The sequence below is a fragment of the Leptospira limi genome (genome assembly GCF_026151395.1).
Classification (GTDB): Bacteria; Spirochaetota; Leptospiria; order Leptospirales; family Leptospiraceae; genus Leptospira_A; species Leptospira_A limi.
In genome coordinates this window covers 1,484,435-1,505,920 of sequence record NZ_JAMQPV010000001.1, presented here as the reverse complement: position 1 = coordinate 1,505,920, position 21,486 = coordinate 1,484,435, and the positions used below count along the sequence as shown (strand labels likewise).

Genomic DNA, 21,486 nt, shown 5'->3' with positions numbered 1-21,486 from the left:
GCTATTCGAATATGGAATGGGAAAAAATACTTCGCGATGCAGTCAAAGAAAACTCAATCAAGGAGTTGTATCTTAGAAAGGTACCATCGTTAAAGACTTGCGAAGATTGGAATAAGGTAGTTGAAGTGGGAACCGTTGACCACAAAACGAAATATGCATACTACAAGGGTGGACTTGTGAAATATGGAGAACGTTTGTTCTTTGTCACTCAAGAAAGATTAGATGCTGTGTCCCCTTTTCGCAAATGGGATTTTAAAAGCAAAATCAAAGTCACTGATCCAGAAATGACAGCTGGTGAAAAAAAGTAATCGATTCCCCATATTGATTCTCCTTCTACCAAACAGAAAGCAAAAAAAAAGACCAACAATCGTTGGTCTTTTTTTTTGAATGGTTCTAATGCGAAACCATACTCGATGGATGAAGGAAAGGTTTTAACGATTCAAACGAATGATCATATTGAGTTTTTCAGCAATGGCAATCACTTCCATTACTTTTGATTTTTCAATGATGATCCCTGTTGGACTCACTTCTTCTAATACAAATTTTTTCCCTTTGATCTGACCAAGTAGAAGTTCCATCACTTGAGAATCTTTTGTTCTGAGGAGAACCGAGTCTTCGGTGATCGTTACAATTGGTAAATTGTTTCCCCAATCATCGAGTAAGAAGAGTAAATTTTGTGCAAGATCAGCTTTTGAAGACTCACGTAGGAAATGAATAAAGGTTTCTTTATCGTAACCCAGTAAAATTCCTAATTGGAAACTGTCTTTTGTGAGTAAGAACGTATAAACACGATCATAATCTTTAAGCTCACAAAAAGCTTTCAACAAATGAATTCCATGTAAAGAAACACGGTCAGGGAACGCAATGATCGAAAAGTCTGGGTTGATGGTAATCCCACCCTTTTCTGTTACCGTTACGAGTGGCTCATGGTTGAAGTAATGGAGTCCTAGTTCTGATAAACTTAGATTCCTTTGTGGGTATTCAACTTCGATAAGACCAAAAAGTTGTAAGTAAAAAATGGCAGAGATGATCTCTTTTCTGAGATCCGCCAAATCTTCTTCATATGTTTTGATTTGGAAAGTAGGAGAAAATACTAAATGGTCACGAATGATATGGGAAAAAATCACTGAAGTGTTGATTTTTCCGTGTGCCATAATGAGTTTTACAGTTTTATCCAAAATACCTTTTTCATAAAAAGGAACTTCAGTAGCCGTAAATACTTCTGCTGGGTTTAATCTACGAGTCCTTGCTTCATTCACTTCGTGAATGACAAGTTTCATGATTTCAAAAATGTCTTTTTTTAGAAACTCATCTGTTTCTTGGATTAAGATAACATTTTCACCCTTAATATCTACATAACCTAACAGCTTTAAGATGGGGAGAATGAGTTCAATTTGATAAACTTGGCTTTTTTCAGGGAAAATTTCAATGTCAGGTGATAAAAGTTCTGTTTCTGTCCTTTTATGATCTGCTTGTTTGATTTTTCCTGATTTTGCTAGGTTCAAACCTTTTCTGGAAATATAAGAAATGAGTTTTTTTACGTTTAAGAAAAAATCGAGTCCGTTTGCAGAAATTTTTTCCTGACGAACACGAGTTCCCTTTTTTACAGGAGGTAAAATTGGTGAAAACTGTAAATGGTCGAGAATCTCTTTTGGTATGACAATCACACGAATGAATTTGTCTTCCACATAATACAAATCTCGAACTAAATAAAGTGAAGTTAGGTGAGGAATTGTTTGTTCAAACTTCCCACGATTGACAGTGATATAATTGCGGATGGTATCAGCTTCGATCACACCACCGTGGATGTAAATTTGGTGTAATACATCTTTATCAAAATCAGAAAGTTCATCGATGAGTTTTTGTAAAAATTCAGCACTGAGTGCATTCTTTAAAAAGGTTTCAATGTGTTCGCCTTTTTTTGCACCTACTGCTTCCTTCCATTCCTCTGGAAGTTCACCTAGAGTTGCTTTGTGAAGAGTTTTCTCAATGGAATACTTAAACTTTTCACCCTTAGGATTTGTTTCTACTTTGATGAGTTTTTGGTATTCATCATAGGTATGGTATTTATCTAAATTATTAGTAAGGCGTTCGCGGTTTTTTCGTTGGTATAATAAGTAATACTTGCGAAGAACGTTTAGTTCCATCTCCACATTGATGGGAGGGATGTTGACTTTTCTCGAGATTTCTCCGAGGGTCATCACTCCTTTGTTTTTCAAAATAGAGGTGAGGATGTTCACTTGGAGGGGAGTGAACTTTTCCAAAACACCTTTTAGGTAAAATTCGTTTTGGAAAATCTCCATGAGACCCAAAATGGTCGATTTTTTGTCCTTTCCTGGGATCTTTTGGATGTTCCAAAGGCTTGCGATTTTTTTGATCTCGTTGAGATCGAGTTTCTCTAACTCTTGGTACAGGACAGTTTCTTGGCTCATGGGTGCGATTTGATAAGTTTTTGGTTGGGACCTAATCCTGCAACTCTATTTCAATTGTAGGTTCGGAGTCCATTTTGTCGTTTCCAATCCCCATTTAGGTCACAAATTAGGGCTTATGGACTCTTTTTCCGAAATTGTTTCTTTCGGTCTCCACTCAAGCCTTCGTGTGGCCCATTCCAGTTTTGTGTTTTCTACGAGACTCCTGGGTATCCTAACAAAACTGGCAAAAGGAAACTCAAACCATAGAGAAATCGCCATCTCCCTCAGGGAAGCCTTCTCCCAATTAGGTGCCACCTATATCAAACTGGGACAATTCATAGCAAGTGCCCCATCTCTTTTTCCCATCGAGTATGTGGAAGAAATGCAAGCCTGTCTTGATTCCGTAAGACCCGTACAATTCCGAGAAATCCGCTCCTCTGTCGAACGGGAGCTAGGTGGGAAACTAGAAACTCTCTTTCATAGTTTTGATGAAACTCCCCTTGCCTCTGCTTCCATCGCCCAAGTCCATGCGGCAGTGACAAAAGAAGGTCTTGATGTCGTAGTCAAAGTACAAAGACCTGATGTCCACCTAACTTTAAAAACCGACATGCAGATTTTAGGAATTCTGACTAAAGTTTTAGAAGTCATTGCTCCTGAATTTAAAAAATCGGGACTCACTGCGATGTTTCAAGAATTCCAAACTTCTATCTTACAAGAGATAGATTTTATCCAAGAAGCAAAAAACATCGAAGAGTTTGAAACGTATCTTTTAAAGGCAAAAGAGTCAAGGGCAAGAGTTCCTCGTGTGTATCATACTCTCTCCACAAAAAAGGTTTTAACGATGGAACGTTTTTATGGAGTTCCAATCACAGATGAAAAAGGTTTAAAACAATTCACAGACAATCCGAGAAAGGTTCTAAGTGATGCTCTGGAAATTTGGTTTTCTTCTTTATCCAACCAGGGTTTTTTCCATGCAGATGTACATGCTGGAAACTTAATGATCCTGAAAGATGGAAGTATTGGTTTTATTGATTTTGGGATTGTTGGAAGGATCTCTCCTAAAATCTGGCGTGGTCTTATGTTATTCACACAAGGCATTGGAATTGGAGAACCAACACTCGTAGCCAAAGGACTTGTGGAAATGGATTCAACAGATAGTGGAGTGAACCCAACTCTACTAGCCAAAGAATTAGATTCTGTATTCAATGAATTAGAATCTGTCTATGTACATTTAACAGAAAACGAAATGTTTGATGAATCGAAGGTGAATCGAATCATGTTCGAAATGAAGGAAATAGCTGAAAAAAATGGATTAAAAATTCCGAGAGAATTTGCACTCCTCATGAAACAAATGTTATACTTTGATCGTTATGTAAAATCTATGGCGCCTGAGATCAATTTGTTTCGAGACTCGCAAAACTTTGTAATTGGGAAAACATGACATTACTCGATTTACACGAGGGTGATTCAGCTATCATCCAGTCCATTAATATGGACCAATTGCCAAAACAAATGCTCACAGAACTTTTGGAACTAGGCTTTTTTCCTGGTGCTGAAATTCGATTAAAGACCAAATCGAAGTACCTTGGTAAACTAATCTGCTCACTTGGTGGAACCACAATTGGGCTTCGAATGAAAGACGGAGAAGCGATTTTACTAAAAACCAAATAAATGATGAAAGAAAAAAACATTTACCTAGTCGGGAATCCAAATTGTGGGAAAACCACATTATTCAATCAACTTACTGGCCTAAAACAAAAAACAGGAAACTTTAGTGGAGTCACTGTTGAAAAAAAAGAAGGTTTCGTTTCTTTACCAAATTTAGAACTTAAAATCACCGACTTACCAGGAACATACGGTCTTGGCGGAATCGCAGAAGATAAAAAAATTGCATACGAAATTTTACTCAAAAGAAAAGAAGATGAAGTAGTCATTTACGTACTTGATGCACTTAATTTAGAACGAGGATTACAATTTTTATTACAAATCATCGATATGGGTGTACCTACTTTGGTTGTTCTCACCATGAAAGATGTATTAGAAAAAAAAAGAATCCAATTTGATCTGAATTCGCTAAAACAATCTTTAGGATTAGAAATTGTTCTCGTAAATGCAAAATCGGGAGAAGGAATTCCAGAACTAAAAAATCTTCTCTCAAATGAAAATTCTTTTCGAAAACAAAAACGCCTTTGGACGTGGGAATCAAAAGAAGAATCCTTATTTAACAAACTTAAAAAACAACTCAACATCAATACCAACGAAGCAGAATTCTTTTTATCACAAGCCTTAAAATATTTGAATGGCGACACTCACTTACAAGACAATCGATACCTAAACCAATTTCCCGACTCCACCAAACAAATCTTATCTGAAGAATTACAATCAAACAAATACCAGTTTGGTTACCAAGAAGAGATGATTCATAGATCGATTTTGATCAAAAAAATTATATCTGATACGATTTTATCTCCAATTTCGAAAAATGGTGGTTGGAGTGAAAAATTGGATTCTATTTTTTTACACCCCATTCTTGGATTTTTTTGTTTTTTCCTTTTGATGGGAATTTTATTTCAAAGTCTATTTACTTTTGCAGAAATCCCAATGGATTTGATTGAGGTAGGAATTACACAATTACAAGAATACATATCAATGTATCTAGCAGATGGACCATTTCGTTCCCTCCTCGTTGAAGGTATTTTAGGTGGAGTTGGTAGCGTGGTTGTATTTGTACCTCAAATTGCCCTACTCTTTTTATTTATTGGAATCCTAGAAGAATCTGGTTATTTGGCTCGTGCTAGTTTTCTCATGGATAGACTTATGGGAAAATTTGGTTTATCCGGAAAATCATTTATCCCTCTACTCTCTTCGGCTGCTTGTGCTGTACCTGCCATCCTTGGTACAAGAACGATTGAGAACAAATCAGACCGCTTAACAACAATTATGGTATCTCCACTCATCATGTGTTCAGCAAGATATCCAGTTTATATTCTCATTGTTGGAACTGTTTTTAGTTATCCGCCAATCTTTGGTATTTTCAATGTCCAAGGCTTTGTTTTATTTTCCATGTTCTTCCTAGGAATGACGGTTAGTTTTGCATTTGCATTACTCTTTAGAAAAACAGTTTTTAAAGAAAATGCATCTTACTTTGTGATGGAACTGCCAAGGTATAACATTCCCTCATTCAAAAGTTTATTCTTCACCGTATATGGTAAGGTAAAATCGTTTTTAGCAACAGCGGGCCAAATCATTCTTTATATCTCTGTATTATTATGGTTCTTAAGCCACTTCCCAGCGGAATATAAAGAGAATGTTTGGAAAACAAGTCCCATTGAGACTTCCTATATCGGTCGTGTTGGTAAGGTAATGGAACCTGCCATTGCACCTATGGGATTTGATTGGAAAATCGGAATTTCGATCCTCACTTCTTTTGCCGCAAGAGAAGTGATGGTATCCACCTTAGCCGTATTATACGGATCGGAAGAAGAAGGGGAAGAATCAGAATCCTTGCGAGAGACCCTTAGATCTGATCGAAAGTCCGATGGAAGTTTGGTTTGGACACCCCTTACTGGAGTTTCCCTACTTCTCTTTTTTGCTTTTGCAAGCCAATGTATGTCCACACTTGCTGTAACCAAGAAGGAAACGGGAAGTTTGTTATGGCCTACCGTGCAGTTTTTGTATATGACTACACTTGCGATCACAAGTTCACTTCTGGTTTACCAATTGGGAAAAATTTTAGGATTTGCTTAATCTGCCGACAATGATATCTAGAGGCACACTTTGGATTTTCATATCGGGAACAAAATCATAACTAGAAACTCAAGTCCATATTTGGTAGCAGAAATTGGACTCAATCATAATGCCAATTTAGAAATTGGAAAACGTACGATCGAAAAGGCAAAAGAATCAGGTGCCCATGCGGTTAAGTTCCAAACCTATCGCACAGAAGAGTTCATAGATGCCAAAAACCCTGATGTAAAGTTTTTATTTGATATCTTCAAACAGTATGAATTGGATGAAACCTTTCATCGTGAATTCCAAAAAACAGCTTTGGATCTGGGACTCGATTTTTTTTCTACTCCCCTTTGTGATTCTGCTGTGGATCTATTATCAAGTCTCAATGTTCCTATTTATAAAATTGCATCGGGTGATATCGTCAACTTATCTCTGTTAAACAAGGTCATCAAAACAGGAAAACCAATCATTGTCTCCACTGGCGCAGCCTTACCAGAAGAAGTGATTCGTGCCATTTCCAAATTCCAAGATGAAAAGGTAGAAGTTTGCCTCTTACATTGTGTATCCATGTACCCAACACCACTAGACAAAGTGAATTTACAATCCATTCCCTATTATTTGGACACAACAGATTTTGTTGTTGGATTTAGTGACCATTCCGATGGCACACTTGCTTCCTCTCTCGCCATTGGATTTGGTGCTGTTGTTATCGAAAAACATTTCACTTTAGACCGAAACTTGGAAGGGCCAGACCACACCATTTCGATGGATCCAGTTTCCTTTCGCAAATTAGCAGATGATACCGAACAAAGTTATCAGATGCGAGGTGTGTATGGAAAAAACACACATCCAGAAGAAACAAGTGGATGGTTTTATGGTCGTAGGTCTTTGTACAAACAAAACCAATCTGTGATGAGTTTACGACCTGCACTCCATACAAAAGACAATACTGTTTTAAATTCTTGGGATTTGGAAAAGGTGGGAGATCCTTCTCTTTTACCAGAAGGACCCATCCGAGTGGCACCTAAGAGAATTTAGGTGCCGAAAGTATTACATCTTTTGGATGATTTGTTCTAGTAACGTTTTTAAGAACACTGGATTTGGAGTTCCACTTTCAATCTTACGATCGTTGATAAAAAGGGAAGGCGTGGATTGGATATTTAATTTTTCTGCTTCGTCTATTTCTGCATTCAATTGGTTTTGAGCTTCTTTGGATGCCATACAAGCTTTTAATGAGGAAACATTGAGACCAATCAGGTTCGCTAAATTCACAACACTCGCACCTGAATGAGCCACGCCCTTCTCTAAGTTATCATACAAACCACGATACATTGGTTCAAATTTTCCTTGTTTGTCTGCACAAATCGCAGCCATTGCAGCTACACAAGAAGTTGCCCCTGGTCTTGGTTGTTGCATGAGTCGGTTACAGGAACCATCCAAAGGAAAATTTTTATACACGACTTTTACCATTCCATCATACTCAGAAAGAACTGTGTGTAAAATATGGCTTGTATGAAGGCAATGTCCACAATTGTAATCAGCATACTTTACGATTGTGATGGGTGCATCTTTTTTCCCAATAAACGGTGAACCTTGGGTTTTAATTCCAAGTGTTGGCTCTAAGAAAAAAGCATCAATCTTAGTTTGGATTTCCTTAGAATCCATACCGCGAGATGTAGCGAGTGTATTCGATGATTCACTTTTCACCCACATTTTACTCGATGCAAATCCAACTGAAAAACTAAAAAAGAAAACGAGTCCAAATGTAGTAATACCTTCCTTTAAAGAAGATGTTATATCTAACTTTGGTTTCCCTTCTGTTTTCCATAACAGAAACAAAATTGCTAATAGAGAGATAGTGACTAGGTATGTGACAAAACACAATTGGCAAATTGTGCCGATAATTCCCACAGAAATTCCAAAAAGAATTAGATCAAATATGAATCCTAAAACCAAAACTGGGAACAGTAGAGAAATTAGTTTTGTGACTTCATCAGAACTTGTACTTTTAGAAATGAGATAAAATGCATAAGTGATTAATCCATAAAACCCAAACCCAAGTAAGGCGATAGGAACGTTGCCTAAAAATGGAACACCAGGGATGGCTGAATAGGAACTTTCAGCGACTTTTAAACAAGAATCTCCACCACCTAATGCGGAACAAGCGGCTCCAGCTACATTATCAGTTCCAATTCCAAAATACTCTACTGCTAGTAGGAACGAAAAAAGAAGTCCTAAAACTCCTACGACGAGACCACCGATTGCCAAATTTTTGCGATTCATTTCTACTTTTCCCTCTTTTGATTCAGAATCCTGATACTTTCTTTTAGATCTAATTTTCCTTCATAAATGGCTTTTCCTGTGATAGCTCCAAACAATTTTCCATTTGTTTTTTCAAATAAAGTTACCAAATCTTCAGTTTTAGAAACCCCACCAGAAGCAACCAATTGTAAATCAGGAAATTCATTGAGTAATTCAATGTACAGATCTGTATTGGGTCCTTCCATCATTCCATCTTTGGATATGTCAGTGAAAATCACATGGCGGACACCCATTCCGTACATCTTCTTTAAAAAATCTTTGTATAAAATTCCAGAATTGGTTTCCCAACCTTTCGTTCTCACATAACCATTCTTAGCATCAACGCCAATGACAATCCTATTTTGCCCAAACATTTCTAAACCTTTTTCGACAACGTTCGGATCTTCCACAGCAACAGTGCCTAAAATAAAACGTGAAACTCCGAGCCCATCATAGAATTTCATATTTTCGATAGAGCGAATTCCTCCACCTAGTTCAAGTTCGACGGAGCATTCTTCTTTGATTTTTTTGATTGTTTTTCCGTTTTCTGATTTTCCAGTTTTTGCTGCATTTAAATCCACTATATGGATGAGAGTTGCACCCTGTTCTTCAAACACTTGGATCATTTTTTCAGGGGAAGAAGAATAAACCGTTTTTTTAGCATAGTCTCCCTGTAGTAGGCGGACTGCTTCATTGTCGAGTAAGTCAATTGCTGGTAATACTAACATTAGAGTTCGATAAAATTTTTAAGGATTCCAAGCCCAATTTTGTCTGATTTTTCTGGATGGAATTGAGTTCCAAAAATAGTTTCCTTTTCGACAACTGCTGGGAACGATTCTCCATAATAATGGCAGTTAGCTGTAATATCCAACCTATCAACACCAACAGGCCGATAGGAATGGATAAAATACATAAAGGATTCGTTTGGGATTCCTTTTAAAAGTTTTGAGTTTTTTTGTTTGATATCAAAGAGTTTGTTCCAACCCATATGAGGAACTTTAAGATTAGGTTTACCTTCAAACTTTCTGATTTTGCCTCTGATAAGTCCAAGCCCAGGAATTGTAGAACCAATTTTATTGGTTTCATCCGAGTCTTCAAATAACACTTGATAACCGATACAAATTCCAAATAAATATTTTTTTGCAGCGACATGTTCTTTGATGATAGAAACAAATCCTAGTTCGTTAAGGTTTTGCATCGCTTTGTCAAAATGTCCGTCACCTGGTAAAATGATTTTATCCGCCGCTTTTACTTTGTTCGGATCATTAGTAAAAACAAAATCATCGGTGTGTAAAGAAACTGCTTTTAATAAGGAATGGATATTCCCCATTCCAAAATCTAAAACAGCAATCACTCGAGCATTCCCTTTGTAGAAGGGATTTGGTCTTTGGCACCTGAATCAATTGAAATTGCTTGGCGTAATGCTTTTCCTAAGGCCTTAAAGATAGATTCGTGGATGTGGTGTCTGTTTTCGCCATAATGTACCACAACATGAAGGTTCATTTTTGCATTCAGTGCAAGTTTTTGTAAAAACTCTAACGTAAGTTCGGCGTCGTAAATTCCAAACTTTCCATCTAGCGCAGGTCCAGTATATTTAAAATAGAATCTTCCACCTAAGTCAACTGCCACAGTTGTTAAAACTTCATCCATTGGAAGGGTGAAATTTCCATACCGAAAGATTCCTTTTTTGTCCCCAAGTTGGGTGTGGATCATTTGTCCAAGTAAAATGGCTGTGTCTTCCACGGAATGGTGGCAATCAATACCAATGTCTCCACGAAGTTTTAAGTCCATATCAATGAGACCATGTTTGGCTATATGAGAGAGCATATGCTCGAAAAAAGGGATTTCTGTATCAAATGAATAAACACCACTGCCTCGGAGGTTTAGGTCCAAGCGGATGTCCGTTTCGGATGTTTTTCTGGATTCCACCATATTCCTAAGCATGTTTGGTAGAAAACCCTGATGTCAAGAGAGAATGTAAACGATTTAGGAAGCGAGGCTCAAAACACCTACCAAATTATAACCGATAAATACCCAAAAACAATATACCAATGCGACCAATACAAAAAGCAAAATCCGTTTCCAACGTGAGTCCAAATATGTCCCTCTATGGGAACTAACAAACCAGGTAAAAATCCTTCTCAAATTTTTAGGGAAATCCGTCTCTTTTTTCTGAATTTTCCCCTTTATTTTCCAAACCTTTGGTTGAACATTCGGATGAGTTCAGAAATCGAATCTTCCACATATTTGAAATGTTTAGGTTTCATGGGATCGAGTGGCATCATGTCATGGATCTTTTTATAACGATCGAAGGATTCTCGAATGTATTCCATATACTTTTGGCTTGTGATCCCATACCGTTTGAAAATCGCCTCGTTTTCGACAAACATCCGTTTGAATTCATCTGCATAATTACCATCATTCAAAAAATAATACCGCAAATCAGATTTTGCCTGTGAAAAGGCAATGTCGATATTGGTGATGAATTTGGAAGATTTGGAAGTCTCTGTGACTACTTGGCTTTGTGAAGACAATTTAGAAGCTGCTTGTTCAATCGCCTTCTGCTCGGAAACTCGTTTTTCCTTCTCGAAGTCTTTTGCTAATTTTTCGCGTTTTAATACCTCATCCACAGAGGACTTTTTTTCTTCAGGCATAGTTTCATTATCCCCATCTCAAATGAGTGTCAAGGAATTAGACGAAAAATTATTCCTGAACCTTTCGTAAGGCACAATTTGGCAACCACTCACACCGTAAACAAATGGGATCTTCGGTATTATACGTAGAGGGAGGGCAAATATTGGCGTTTTCTACTTGTAATGGTTGTAAATACTGGATGACCGAAGATCGATCTTTTTTGGATTCAATTTGTCGTAAGACAGTTTCGTTGAGTTTTTTTTGGTCCAAAAACAAATCTTCCACAGGCACCACTTTTGGTTTTTGTTGTGGGATTGATTCAGATTGCCTTGGTGATTCCCATTCCATTCCAGGAAGGTATGGCATTGTCGTTGGTAAAAATTGTTTGGGAAAAAGTTTCACAAGTAACCAAGCAGTCACGGCACCACCCAAGTGGCAGGTATTCGAAATGGGTGCATTCCCAAATTGAGAAATCAAATACCCAATCACAAGAGATACCCAAACTGCATTTTTAGCCTTCACTGGGAAAATGAATAACAATAATTCTGCATTCGGATAAAATAAACCAAATAACGCAAGTAAGCCGAAGACTGCACCCGACGCACCGATTGTTTGAGAGGTCATGGACTCTAAAACAGAAATTCCACCACCTAACATAAAATTCAAATAAGCAGAACCAACTACAAAAATTCCTGCACCAATTTGTGATAAAAAATATAATATGATAAACTTAGTTTTCCCAATGATCGGAATGATGTTACTTCCTAACATATACATTGCATACATATTAAACAAAAGATGGATCGGTAATAAACCAACCTCATGTAAAAATCCATAGGTTAGTATTTGCCAAATTTCTCCGCTTAACACAAAGTCAGGAGTGAGTCCAAATCGAAAGATCAATTGTTGGTTTGCAAAGTATTGTAAAAAAAAGATAACACAGTTGAGGATTAAAATGACATTCAAAGGATGAAGGATCGGATTCCCGAACAAACTAGGGCCCTGGCTTCGATTTCTACTCATGGTACTTCCAAAATTTAGAGTCTAGGGAAAGAAACAAGGGAAATAAAAAAAGGGGGAATCCTTTCGGAAGCCCCCCGGGAGTGATTTAAGGTAAAATCAGGCAACAGACCCTACCTTGATTATCAATCACTTCTACCATCGGAAATCCATGGCACTTGCTTAATAGCTGGGAGAAAAATTTAGGCAATTTTTGAGAGAGAATACAACGCATCTCTGTTCAGAATATCGATGCGGTTTTTGTCGACGGAGATAAATTCTCTGGCTTTGAGATCCGAAAGCGCACGGACCAAGGTTTCCGTTTTTGTACCAATGAAAGTCGCAAGGACATCCCTTGTGACTTTTAATTCCACATGGTTTTTTCGTCCTTGGGCATTGTCTAAAACAATGAGGATCTCTGCTAATTTTTCATGGACTTGTTTGGTCCCAAGAGAGACCACATGTTCTTCCATCTCACGCCACTCTTTGGCCATTTGGCGGAATACTTCTTTTTGGAAATTACTGTCATCTTTGACCAGAGCATCGATGAGGGATCCTGTGATGTAACAAGCGTGAGTGTCCTCTACTGCAACTACATTGTGGTGAGAAATGGAATCGGAAATACAATCACGAAATCCAACCCAATCACCAGGCCCACTCAATCGAAGGGTTTGTTCTTTTCCACTGGCGAGTTGCACATAACTGCGAACGAGTCCTGATTTGATGAAAAAAAATCCTTCGGCTTTTACACCGGCAGTGACGAGATGTTTGCCACGAGGGAAAATCGTAAAATCTTTCCCTGCATTGATTCTTTCAATTGTTTCATGGGCAGCACAATGGAGCACATTATGATTTTTATAATCACATAAAAAACAATCAGGATTGAGTGGAAGGTCAGACATCGAACTTTTATGTAACCCCTTACCAGTCGCTTGTCGAGACAAAATTTTAGAAACTTTCTAAAATTTTATTTACCCTTAAACTTAGGATCTCGTTTTTCTATAATACTCTGGATGGTCTCTTTAAAGTCATCTGAGATAAAGTTTCGCGCTTGTGATTCTGCTTCTTTTTTCAAAGCAGAATCCAACTGTTTCCAGGAATACAAATTTTGTTTGAGTTCTTGTAAGGCAAGTGGAGCGGCTTTTGCTATGGAAAGGGCAAGTTCCATAGCACGTTCATACACAGATGTTTTAGGTACGGCATCCAATGCGAGTCCCCATTCCTTTGCCATCTCCCCATTAAACGTTTCACCAGTTAGCAGTAACCTACCACCTAAACTTTTTCCCAAAAGTTCCAGGGCAAGGAAACTCGATCCCATTCCCGGGTGGATGCCCAATCGGACAAAATTAAACGAATACTTTCCATCACTTGCAAAAATACGTAAGTCACATCCAAACGTTAAGGAAAGACCTGCACCAATTGCATGTCCATTCACTGCAGCAATGACAGGAACTGGAAGTTTTCGGACGGACAAAAAGAAACCATAGAACTTTCTCATATCACGTCTGTTTTGCGAAAAACTTTTCTCTGAAAAAGATCGTAATAAATTCAAATCACCACCTGCGCAGAATACATCACTGCGACCAGAGATGATAACGGCTCTTGGTAATTTTTTCTGTTTGCGAATGGAATGGATGATGTCAGAAAATTCTTCTCCCATTTTCCATGTCATGGAATTACGGGAAGAAGGGTTGTTTAAGAAGATGGAAAGGATGGTTCCATCTTCTGTTTCACGGGATTCTATTTCTAGGAATTCATACTCTTTGGATTCAAATCGCGATTTCATCTATCTGAAAGGATTCGTACCAGGCTTTATCTTGTAAAGATAAAGGTTTTTTCCCGATCTCCATATTTTCAAAGTAATTGAGTAAAATTTCTAAGTGTTGGCTTTCCATATTTTGATTTGGTAAAGCAGAATCAATGCCTTTGCTAAACAAGACATCAGCTCTGATTTTGTCTTTGTAGTGGTCTGGTTTTCCAGAAAAAATCAAATGCGAAGAAATCAAATCAAATCGAATTGTATCGATAATCCGGCGAAGTGAATCTTCTGATTCTAAATAATAACGGGAAGCTACTTCCGTTTGGAAATAATCACCCCAAGTGATGAGATCAGGGAGAGATCCTGTTTTTTCCAAAATTTTCTTTTGGGCCTCTTCATCCGTATACAAACACCCGGCAAATCGTTCCACTATGGAATGGAGTTCTGACAGGATGGCTACCTTTTCAGGATTTAAGAGTCCTTGTCGGATCATTGGCATCAGCTCAGGATTTACATGTTTGGGGAGAGTTAGTTCCATATACTTCCCATTTCGGCGGATTCTGTCGTTTTCTGGCATATTTTCTCTGCGAGAAAATCAGTTTTGGGCCTCTAAAAATCGATAATTTTAGTATGGCAATCGGCAGAACGGATTCGATGCAGGAACTCATCACGATTTTAGAATCGTTATTTGATGAGACGATTATTGGATCTGATGTCAATATTGTTAAACACCTCTTTTACTATCTAAAAGCTGACAACCGAGAATTTGAATTTATCTATGAAGAGGATAACTTAGTAGCTGCTGTTGAGGAAATTGAAGCTCATACAGTGACTCTCATGATCCCTGACCTCGTTGAAAAAGGTTCTCGCAGAGCCCGAGTTCGATTTGAGGTGATGAACATCAATTATCAGTTTGAAGTTGTCATCCTTGATATCCAAAAAGACCAAATTATCATCAAAACTCCAACGGAGTTACAATCTTACCAACTAAGAACGAATAAACGGATCCCAGTTGATGATTTGTTCATGAACTTTATCATTCTCTTCCGGAGTTTGTCTGGAGGTTCAAGGGAAGTTGGGAAAAACCTTTATGCAGAAAGCAGGTTCCCTCACCTAATGAAGGAAGTACGAAAAGACAGGCCAGACAGTAAACTCATCAATATTATGTTAACCGAGGCAATCGAAAGGATATCCAAAGATTATGAAATTCATTTTTACAAAGAAGATGAAAAATTAAACGAATTTGAGGATTTTACAAAAAAAACAATCTTACGTTCTGGAAAAACCATCTACATCCCTGATTGTAACCGAATCACCTCCTATATCAATGAGCCCAAAGATGATGTGTTATTTAATTATTATTCTGAACACAAAGAGATGGCAAAGGAACTAGGAGATGAATTTGCCTTGGATTTTTTTGAATCCATGAGAAAACACGAGTCCAGAAATTTCTATGTTTCTTATATCATTACACCAATCCGTTTGTATGAAGATGTTGTAGGTTATATCAAAGTATATTCCACAGCGATGGAACGTTTTACGATCTCACAAAACCAAGCAATTTATATTTTTGAGTTAGCTGAAATCATCAGTTATGTATTCACAAAAATTGCAATTCAGTATGGAAGTTATGAAACCATGCAATCCACAACCAAAGTTGTCGATATATCATTAGATGGTTTACTTTTTGAAATATACGACAAACGACTGTTTCATTATTTAAAACGTCACAATATCATCAAAATGTTTATCCCATTAAACAAAGAAAGGACCATGATCCTACGGGGTGAAATCATTCGTTTTTTAGATAAAGGAGACCACTACCACCTAGGTGTGAACTATTTTAGTTCAGCACCAGACGATATGTTGTTTCTGGAGTCTTATTTGTTTGAAAAAAGTATGAAAATTCTCTCAGAGTAATCCAGATTGTCTTTCAGCAAGACGAATGGAATTGAGTAAATCTTCCGATAAAGTAGTTTCGCCAGTATAATACAATCGTAAGAGTTTACCATGTTCTACGAGTTTGGATCGATAAGTGGTTTCTTCATTGGATCCTCTTGTTTCTTTCCAACGTAAATTGTAAAACTCGCATGCTAATTTATGAAGGTAATAGTCAGATTTTCTAAGAGAATATGCTTTGTTTAAAAATTCTTCTGAACGGCTAGCAAGTTCATCTCTTGTTTTGCGAAGATCAACTGTATTCCCAGCTAAATTTGTATGTATTAAACTTAAGTATGTTACTTCAAAACTATACAACCAAACTTCGTAAATTTTTGGATATAAGGTGCGTGCTTCTTTTGCCACTTGCGGCATGAGTTCTAATTGTTTTTTGTTTTCTTTCCCTTCTACTTTGAAATAAAAAGTTAAAAACCGTAAGTAATCCACAAGAAATAATAAACGTTCTTGGGGATTCGAAAATCGTTCTCTATTTTTCCAGGCCATGGAATACTCAAAGGCAGTGGAGACATACCCTTCTCCGTCTTTCCAATGGGCTTTTCCTAGCGCATAATGTAAATCAGGTGAACTTTGGTCTAAAGATACAGCATGTTTGTATTTGCGAAGGGCTTCATCCATTTGGCCTTTTGCAAAATAATGATCACCTTGTTTTTTTGCGATAAAGGCTTCTTCATACTTTGTGGTATCGAGCATCCTTGCAGCTGTTACTGGCCTGTCTTCGATCAACCGAAGGTAACCTTCTCCACGTACCTGCCATCCAAAAAAGGTAGTGAGGTAAACGGATTTGACAGTAATCATCCCCACAATGTTACCATCACGAAACGTTTTGTGGTCTTGGTTTTTTTCGAGTAAGTACAGGGTTTGGCCGACTCGAATGCCTTTTGGATCTGCCACCTTGATTGTGACCGTGTCCGGTCTTGTATCGACTTCTAATTCTTGGGAGAGTTTATCGACTTCGTAAAAACTTGCTTTTTCAATCCCAACCACTTCCCCCACAACAATCATTCGAAGTGGATCTAATGAAGATTGGCTACGAAAGGCAAAAGCCATACGATCAGATGGTGACTGCGCATACAGAAACGATACGAATAAAAATGGAAAAAAGAAGTGCCGAACCATCTACTCTAAGAATCGACCAAAACAAAAACGGGAAGAGAAGAAAATTGAACCCCTACCCTGATGGGTAGGGAAAAAACTCTTATTTGGGATGGAATTCTAAACGATACTTGCCATCTCCTACTTGGCTTTTCGAATACAGGATTTTTCTGTGGACCCCATTGATATAATCATCCACAAGATTTCCATAAAACGGACTTCCTAAATTCCCACTATTCCCAATTGGAAGTTGTGTCACTGATTCCTCAAACCTACCATAATCGATGACCCTACGTTTGGAAGGTCCCGCCATAGCAGTCCAATCCTCTTTCATCAATTTGTATTTTAGATTGTTTACAACTTCGGCTCCACCAGCACTCGGTAAGGGACCAATGTTAAAAACACCACCTATCAAAGGTAAAACGCCTAGCGGATGAGGGTGTTTGATTTTGTATAAATATTTCCATTTCCAAAGACTTGGAGTTGCAGAAACATTTTTTTCCAAATATCTTGCTGTCAGTTCAATGGAACGATTTAAGATATCAGTTCTTGTTTCTAAGATTCCGACTGTTCTCAGGTCATCCCAATAATTCGAATTTGGATTACGGATGAATCGTCGGTAAGCATTCCAATACTCTGCCATGTCTCCATACAGTTCAAAATGTTCAAGTCCCATTTCATCTATGAGTAGTTCTTTCATTGTGATATAAAAGAAAACATCATAAACAGCTGCCCCTTGGGACTCTGGGAAGTGTTCAAAATTCCAATTTTTAAGGATTTCTAAAACTTTTTTGCCACCTAACGTCTTTGGTTCTTTCACTGAGGAAAACAAAATCTCTAAGTATTCTGGTGCAAAAGAGGAAACTGTATCATTCTGAATGGCTGCCAGTTCTTCTAAACTCCATTTTTCTTGGGTTTCGAGAATTCCAACTAACCTTTGAAAACGATCTGGCGGTTGCCAATTTCCTTCAGGTTTACCAAGTCCCGATAATTTTCCACTCGTGACGAGGTTATTGGCCGTAACTATGATTCCATTTTTCGGATTGATGATCTTAGGATTGTCCTTAGAAGGAACATAACCAATCACATCATTTTCACCTGTCGAACCTTCTAAAATTTTTCTTGGATTTCCAGATTTTAGAATTGGAAACCTTCCCACAGCATAATAGGCAATGTTCCCATTTTTATCTGCGTAACTAAAATTGAGACCAGGTGCTCCAATCATAGAAGATGCAGAATCCAATTCTTGGAAAGACTTAGATTTACCCATCTTATACAAAACATCTAAGAGTGGATTGTCTAAATGGTGATGTGCCCAGTACAAACTAACTGGCCTACCTTTATAACCTTTTATGTGTTCGGTGATAATGGGACCATGGTTTGTGATCGCGACTTGATAAGGAATTTTAGTCCCATCTTTTTGTTTGATCTCATCTTTGTAATAGGTTAATTCTTTCCAATTGGAACCAGACTTATATTTGCCAGCTTCAATGGTTTCCATATACAAATTCACATCATCTTGTTCAAGCATGGTTAAACCCCATGCCTTGTCCCGGTTATGAGCAATGAGTGGAAAAGGGATAATGGACAAAAAGTAACCATAGTTTTCATAACCAGGGTATTCGATATATGCTTCGTACCAAGCACCTGGATTGGATAAAGCAATATGTGGGTCATTGGCTAAAACTGCACCACCACTCGCAGAGCGACTTGGACCAACAAGCCACGAATTACTACCTTCTAATGGTTCAATCGGGAGATTGAGGGAACTCACAAACGTAACCAACTGCTTTAAGTTGGTGATATCTTTGTTTGATTGAGATAGAGAACTTTTTATTTCACTGCTTTTGAAATCATTCTGTGGATTTACGTTTGGAAACGGAAGATTTGATGTTAATTTTTTAACACTTGGTTGGGATTCCAAAATGGAGGCATTTGGCTCAAAATCATACCTCGGGAATAATTCGCTAGCTGATCTCCCAACTAACTCAGATTCCATAATAGAATACAAACTATCAGATTTAATCCCTTCTGCAAATGAAAATCCCATATAAAACAAGAATGAAATCGCATCCACCCGGTCAAAAGGTCGAGGTTTGATCCCAAGAATTGTGTATTCGATGGGTAATGGTTCTGTTTCTAAGAAATGATTTACACCTTCCAAAAACCAATCCAATTGTTCCCAAGCTTCTGGATAAATTTGTTTTGTCTGATTGGCGTAGTTTTCCGCAGTTTGTTTCAATAATAACGATTTCAAAAATTGATCAGATGGGATGAGTTTTTCACCAAAAATTTCAGTGAGTTCACCTTTCCCAATCCTTCTCTGTAATTCCATTTGAAAAATCCGATCCTGCGCCATTGTAAAACCTAACGCAAAATATGCGGACTTTGCATCCTCACCAACAATATGTGGAATTCCCACTTCGTCTCGAATGACTGTTGCTTTTGTAGTTAACTTTTCGGAACGAATCTCACCATGATACTTAGGAGCTTTTAAAGAAACAAGTCCCCAAAACAGGAAATGTAAGGTAATCGGTAACGTTAGGATAAAAAGAAACAAGAGACTGAGGAATGGTCTCTTGTGAATGAATTTTTTAATTGAATGTATCATACTTTATTGCAGTGCTTTAATTTGACGAATTCGGTTTTGTTTATCAGCTGAGTCCCATGCCGCATTGGAAAAAGATTCAACTTTATAGTATTTGGTTTTGTATTCATCTTTGTATGGGAGCACTAATTCTCGATCAGGTTCTGTTGTTTTTGCTGCCTGGATTTTACGTAAACCTTCTGCTCCTTGGTTAAACCAATCAGGATCAATCGGCAAATTGACTCGATGCCCTCTAAAAGAAGTAGCAAGGTAAGGTCCATCTAGGTCTTTATCACGTAGGATTTTCCCAAAAAAAGTAAATTCTACTTCATTTGATCCAGAAACAAGATCACCGTCATACACTGCATAGGCGATGTATTCACCATTCTTTTCATCCTTTAAATTGGCTTCTAAATGGTATTTTCCTTTTTTGTATACATTGACTACTGCTCTCACAATGAGAGACCCATCTTGGAGTGAGTCCGAAAAAACTCCATTAAACTCTGCAGGAATGGAAGGACTGGAAAAAAAACTAGAAGTTAATGTTGTTTTTAAATTTTCAGGACCATATGTAATTTCAGCTACAAGAGACATTTGTCCCCAATCAGCTTTTTGTGGTTTCCATGAGAATGTATGAATGTTATCACCTCTTGTTTGGTCACCATCGGTTCCACTATCATTAACTGATGCACTCACCACACCAAATCGTTGTCCTTCCCACTCTTTGAAAACTTGGTGTGAATCAATAGAAACTTTTACACGATTCCTTGCTTTATCACGGCATTCGAGTGTAACATACATCATATCCTTATTTCCAATCACTGCCCATGTTTTTGGTTGGAATAAACATACATAACCGGTTGGTTCGTTCGTTTTTGCATCGATTGTATAGTCTGGCGATGTTTCAATGATAAATGGGAACGCTAAATCATGATTGAGAATTGACATTGGTCTTGAGAACGGTGGGTATTCTGCCCATTCTAAGTATTTTTCTAATATATATTCTGGAGTGGCTCCATCCTCTGGAATCCCTTCTCCACCATCACCACCTTCTCCACCTGATTCATTTCCTTGCGTTGGATCCGAATTTCTTGCCATTCTTTCTTGTCTTGCTTTCTCTTTTGCTTCTTGGTCAGAACCAAATCCATCCTTAACTAAATAAAAGATCAAACCTACTAATACTAGTATAACAACAGTTAGATACACACCGTATCTACGAAATAAATCCATACGCTCCCTTCCTTATCTTTTATAAAACGGTTAAGAGCCTTGTCGGTTTTGAAACGATGTAAAGTAAAATTTAAATGGAAAAGAGACTGGCGATTGATTCAGAAATTGGGATTTCAGTAGGGATAGGCATCTGTTTCCATTCTTCATAGTATTTGTATACTGTTCGTGAATAAGAAGGAACACCACCAAAACGTTTGTATCCGCCTAATCCAGCATTATAAGATAACAATGCAGCTTCGAGGGATTCTGTGCGTTCCATGAGATAATTTAAATAAAGAACACCTAAGATTAAATTTGTTTCAGGTTCCAATAGATCTTTCTCGGAATGAAATGGGATTCCTTCTTTATTCGCAAGCCACTTCGCTGTTTCCGGCATCACTTGCATAAGCCCAATGGCACCTTTATGTGATTTTGCTCGTGTATTGAATTGTGATTCCGTTTGGATGAGGCCAACCAAAAAACCCAATTTGTCCATTGGTTCTTTTGCAGTAGTAATTTTCTCTTTTGGGAATCGTATATGGTAAGAAGCCCTTTCGATCACATTGACTAAGTCCTTTTGCTCTTTTTTAGAAAGGCTAGGTCGGTTTTTGGCAATTAGAGAATGTAATTTTACCTTTGCGGAAAGATCACTCGGATTGTTTCCGGAGGGGTTGATTTTCCCGTACGATTCGAACAGAAAGACCATTCCCAAACCAAATACGGCGATTTTATGGATGAAATTGGATTGTTTTCGCATGGTGACTGGTTGTCTCCTTATTGTGCATTGCACAATAAGGCCAGTT

General features: G+C 37.8%; 20 protein-coding genes. 6 read left to right on the top strand and 14 right to left on the bottom strand.

Features of this window, described 5'->3' with window-relative positions; genetic code table 11:
* Window positions 1-11 precede the first annotated feature (11 nt).
* Entirely contained in the window at window positions 12-308 is a 297-nt protein-coding gene (locus ND812_RS07020; RefSeq protein ID WP_265374863.1) for a hypothetical protein, read from the top strand.
* Between the two features lie 123 nt (window positions 309-431).
* On the opposite strand, the gene ND812_RS07015 is transcribed toward ND812_RS07020, so the two are convergent.
* Window positions 432-2,432, bottom strand: a complete 2,001-nt coding sequence (locus ND812_RS07015; RefSeq protein ID WP_265374862.1) for a helicase — start codon at window positions 2,430-2,432, stop codon at window positions 432-434.
* A 115-nt stretch (window positions 2,433-2,547) separates the two neighbouring features.
* On the opposite strand from ND812_RS07015, the gene ND812_RS07010 reads away from it, so the two are divergent.
* The 4 genes from ND812_RS07010 to ND812_RS06995 are packed head-to-tail and all read left to right on the top strand — an operon-like array spanning window position 2,548 to window position 7,181.
* Window positions 2,548-3,852 carry an ABC1 kinase family protein gene (locus ND812_RS07010; RefSeq protein WP_265374861.1) on the top strand — a complete coding sequence of 435 codons (1,305 nt, stop codon included), beginning with the start codon at window positions 2,548-2,550 and terminating at the stop codon, window positions 3,850-3,852.
* A complete protein-coding gene (locus ND812_RS07005; protein ID WP_265374860.1) occupies window positions 3,849-4,082 on the top strand; it encodes a FeoA family protein in 234 nt (77 codons plus the stop codon). Before ND812_RS07010 ends, ND812_RS07005 begins: the two co-directional genes overlap by 4 nt.
* 3 nt (window positions 4,083-4,085) lie before the next feature.
* Entirely contained in the window at window positions 4,086-6,158 is a 2,073-nt protein-coding gene (gene feoB, locus ND812_RS07000; protein WP_265374859.1) for a ferrous iron transport protein B, read from the top strand.
* A gap of 30 nt (window positions 6,159-6,188) precedes the next feature.
* Window positions 6,189-7,181, top strand: coding sequence for an N-acetylneuraminate synthase family protein (locus ND812_RS06995; protein WP_265374858.1), 993 nt, complete (start codon window positions 6,189-6,191; stop codon window positions 7,179-7,181).
* Window positions 7,182-7,193: 12 nt separating this feature from the next.
* Here ND812_RS06995 and ND812_RS06990 read toward each other — a convergent pair whose 3' ends face one another.
* From ND812_RS06990 to ND812_RS06950, 9 genes are all read right to left on the bottom strand, one after another.
* The gene (locus tag ND812_RS06990) at window positions 7,194-8,426 is read right to left on the bottom strand and encodes a vitamin K epoxide reductase/DsbA family protein (RefSeq protein WP_265374857.1); all 1,233 of its coding nucleotides are present in this window, start codon (window positions 8,424-8,426) and stop codon (window positions 7,194-7,196) included.
* Window positions 8,427-8,428: 2 nt separating this feature from the next.
* On the bottom strand, window positions 8,429-9,172 hold the full coding sequence (gene hisA, locus ND812_RS06985) for a 1-(5-phosphoribosyl)-5-[(5-phosphoribosylamino)methylideneamino]imidazole-4-carboxamide isomerase (protein WP_265374856.1): 744 nt from the start codon (window positions 9,170-9,172) through the stop codon (window positions 8,429-8,431).
* Window positions 9,172-9,798 (bottom strand): imidazole glycerol phosphate synthase subunit HisH, encoded by a 627-nt coding sequence (gene hisH, locus ND812_RS06980; RefSeq protein ID WP_265374855.1) that lies wholly within the window; start codon window positions 9,796-9,798, stop codon window positions 9,172-9,174. The genes hisA and hisH overlap by 1 nt, the downstream gene beginning before the upstream one ends.
* Window positions 9,795-10,376: an imidazoleglycerol-phosphate dehydratase HisB gene (gene hisB / locus ND812_RS06975; protein ID WP_167396522.1), complete on the bottom strand. Its 582-nt coding sequence runs from the start codon at window positions 10,374-10,376 to the stop codon at window positions 9,795-9,797. The genes hisH and hisB overlap by 4 nt, the downstream gene beginning before the upstream one ends.
* Window positions 10,377-10,630: 254 nt before the next feature.
* Window positions 10,631-11,098, bottom strand: a complete 468-nt coding sequence (locus tag ND812_RS06970; RefSeq protein ID WP_100726292.1) for an LIC11177 family protein — start codon at window positions 11,096-11,098, stop codon at window positions 10,631-10,633.
* Between the two features lie 49 nt (window positions 11,099-11,147).
* Complete coding sequence (locus ND812_RS06965; RefSeq protein ID WP_265374854.1) at window positions 11,148-12,101, bottom strand: rhomboid family intramembrane serine protease; 954 nt, start codon at window positions 12,099-12,101, stop codon at window positions 11,148-11,150.
* A gap of 179 nt (window positions 12,102-12,280) precedes the next feature.
* The gene (locus ND812_RS06960; RefSeq protein ID WP_265374853.1) at window positions 12,281-12,979 is read right to left on the bottom strand and encodes a Crp/Fnr family transcriptional regulator; all 699 of its coding nucleotides are present in this window, start codon (window positions 12,977-12,979) and stop codon (window positions 12,281-12,283) included.
* A 65-nt stretch (window positions 12,980-13,044) separates the two neighbouring features.
* Complete coding sequence (locus ND812_RS06955; protein ID WP_265374852.1) at window positions 13,045-13,863, bottom strand: enoyl-CoA hydratase/isomerase family protein; 819 nt, start codon at window positions 13,861-13,863, stop codon at window positions 13,045-13,047.
* Window positions 13,847-14,374 carry a hypothetical protein gene (locus tag ND812_RS06950; protein WP_265374851.1) on the bottom strand — a complete coding sequence of 176 codons (528 nt, stop codon included), beginning with the start codon at window positions 14,372-14,374 and terminating at the stop codon, window positions 13,847-13,849. Before ND812_RS06950 ends, ND812_RS06955 begins: the two co-directional genes overlap by 17 nt.
* A 92-nt stretch (window positions 14,375-14,466) precedes the next feature.
* On the opposite strand from ND812_RS06950, the gene ND812_RS06945 reads away from it, so the two are divergent.
* On the top strand, window positions 14,467-15,756 hold the full coding sequence (locus ND812_RS06945) for a DUF1577 domain-containing protein (protein WP_265374850.1): 1,290 nt from the start codon (window positions 14,467-14,469) through the stop codon (window positions 15,754-15,756).
* On the opposite strand, the gene ND812_RS06940 is transcribed toward ND812_RS06945, so the two are convergent.
* From ND812_RS06940 to ND812_RS06925, 4 genes are all read right to left on the bottom strand, one after another.
* Window positions 15,748-16,911: a tetratricopeptide repeat protein gene (locus ND812_RS06940; protein ID WP_265374849.1), complete on the bottom strand. Its 1,164-nt coding sequence runs from the start codon at window positions 16,909-16,911 to the stop codon at window positions 15,748-15,750. The genes ND812_RS06945 and ND812_RS06940 overlap by 9 nt on opposite strands.
* Window positions 16,912-16,990: 79 nt before the next feature.
* Window positions 16,991-19,498, bottom strand: coding sequence for a penicillin acylase family protein (locus ND812_RS06935; protein ID WP_265374848.1), 2,508 nt, complete (start codon window positions 19,496-19,498; stop codon window positions 16,991-16,993).
* A gap of 3 nt (window positions 19,499-19,501) precedes the next feature.
* On the bottom strand, window positions 19,502-20,704 hold the full coding sequence (locus ND812_RS06930; protein ID WP_265374847.1) for a hypothetical protein: 1,203 nt from the start codon (window positions 20,702-20,704) through the stop codon (window positions 19,502-19,504).
* Window positions 20,705-20,774: 70 nt separating this feature from the next.
* Window positions 20,775-21,440, bottom strand: a complete 666-nt coding sequence (locus ND812_RS06925) for a lytic transglycosylase domain-containing protein (protein ID WP_265374846.1) — start codon at window positions 21,438-21,440, stop codon at window positions 20,775-20,777.
* Window positions 21,441-21,486: the final 46 nt, after the last annotated feature.